This window comes from Slackia sp., from assembly GCF_977041755.1.
Genome location: NZ_CDRRGL010000225.1, coordinates 1 through 1,733, shown reverse-complemented (window position 1 = coordinate 1,733; position 1,733 = coordinate 1). Strand labels below are relative to the sequence as shown.

The following is a 1,733-nucleotide window of genomic DNA, read 5'->3' as shown; positions in this document are numbered from 1 at the left end:
CAAGCCGAAAAGCTCGGCGTTCCCCATATAAGTGGCCTGCCCATGCTCGTCGCTCAGGCGAAGGCGGCAAGCGAGCTGTGGCAGCACAAGCAAATCAGCAATGAAATCGTGAACGAGATTGTCGAGAAAATCACGTTCGAAGAGGGCAATATCGTGATTATCGGAATGCCTTCGGGCGGCAAGAGCACTATTGGCTCGCTGCTCGCCAAGCAGCTCGGCCGCGAATTCGTCGATATCGATGACTATATTCCCGAAGCGGCCGGTAAATCTATTGCTGACATTTTTGCGGAAGATGGCGAGGAGGCGTTTCGCGCCATCGAGACGCAGGTTACGGGCGATGTATGCAAGCGCAGCGGTTTGGTTATCGCGTGCGGTGGCGGGGTCGTTACCAAGGCGCGCAATTACGACTTGCTGCATCAGAACGGCATCGTCTTGCTGCTGAAGCGCCCGCTAGAACTGCTCGTGTCCGACGGACGGCCCATGTCCATCACAAAGGGCATCCCTGCTCTTGCGCGAGACCGTGGCCCGAAATATGACGCCTGGGGCGATATCGTGGTTTCCAACGACGCCGACCCGATGATCGTCGTGGGACGCGCGCTCGAAAAGCTGCAGAAGTAATTCATTTCGGCGGAGAAAATCGACATTATTAGAGATGGAGCTCCTGTGGCATGGGACCACGGAGGGAACTTCCGCGCGAGCCGAAAGCAACCTCATGTGGCTTTCGTGCGAGCCGGCACTTCTTTTCCGCTATGGTTCCGTGCCACGCAGGAGCGGTGAGTAGAGGCAAACTCATGAAATTTCTTGTTATGAATGGGCCGAACATCAATATGCTTGGCGTTCGTGAGCCCGATATCTACGGAAAGCAAGATTACAAGGCGCTCTGCCAGCTCGTGCGCGATACTGGGGCCGAGCTGGGCGACGAGGTCGAGCTTTTCCAGAGCAACCACGAGGGCGCGCTGGTTGACCGCATTCAGGAGGCGTTCGGAAAGAGCGATGCCATAGTCATCAACCCCGCGGCATATACGCATACTTCGGTGGCTTTGCTCGACGCATTGAAAGCCGTCGGCATTCCGTATGTTGAGGTTCATATTTCTGACGTGACTAAGCGAGAGGATTTCCGCCAGGTTTCCTTCGTGCGTCAGGCTGCGCTTAAGACCATAATGGGGCAGGGCATTGAAGGTTATCGGCAGGCTATGCTGTTTTTGCACGACCATCTTGCGAAATAACGTATTGCTGGCTAAAATATTCAGGTTGCAATTTTCTGACCCCTATAAAGGAGAACGTCAACGTGAATCCGTTGCTTATTTTGGTCCTTATCGTCTGGGCTGTTTCTGGTGTTGGCCTTATCGTGTTCGTGCTGCTGCATTCCGGCAAGGGCACCGGCGTTTCCGACATGATCGCCAGCTCCCTGTATTCCACTCAGACCGGCACGAACATCATCGAAAAGAATCTTGACCGCATCACGATTATTTTCGCGATTGTTTTCATGCTGTCGCTGCTCGCGCTCATGCTTCTGTACCCGCAGGGCACGATTTCTCGCTAGGTTTCGAAATTTCTTCAAATTGGGTCTTGCTCAATTCAGAGAGTTCCGTATAATACCAAATCGCTGCTTGCAATACGCAAGGAACCACGTCGGAGTGGTGGAACGGCAGACACGCTAGCTTGAGGTGCTAGTGCCCACATACCGGGCGTGCGGGTTCAAATCCCGCCTCCGACACCATCGAAACTTGAAA

The 1,733-nt window shown here is 54.1% G+C and carries 3 protein-coding genes and 1 tRNA gene; all 4 read left to right on the top strand.

Going from position 1 to position 1,733, the window contains the following annotated elements; genetic code table 11:
* A partial coding sequence (locus ACWI8T_RS09905) for a shikimate kinase (protein WP_449138813.1) occupies positions 1–618 on the top strand: 618 nt, incomplete at its 5' end.
* A 173-nt stretch (positions 619–791) separates the two neighbouring features.
* Complete coding sequence (aroQ, locus tag ACWI8T_RS09900) at positions 792–1,226, top strand: type II 3-dehydroquinate dehydratase (protein ID WP_337427797.1); 435 nt, start codon at positions 792–794, stop codon at positions 1,224–1,226.
* A 62-nt stretch (positions 1,227–1,288) separates the two neighbouring features.
* Positions 1,289–1,543: a preprotein translocase subunit SecG gene (gene secG / locus ACWI8T_RS09895; protein WP_123219060.1), complete on the top strand. Its 255-nt coding sequence runs from the start codon at positions 1,289–1,291 to the stop codon at positions 1,541–1,543.
* Positions 1,544–1,631: 88 nt separating this feature from the next.
* Positions 1,632–1,720 (top strand) — tRNA-Leu (locus ACWI8T_RS09890).
* The last annotated feature ends 13 nt before the right edge of the window (positions 1,721–1,733 follow it).

Coding starts and splice junctions, on each gene's coding strand:
- aroQ (WP_337427797.1), top strand. CDS start 792: ATGAAATTTCTTGTTATGAATGGGCCGAACATCAATATGCTTGGCGTT.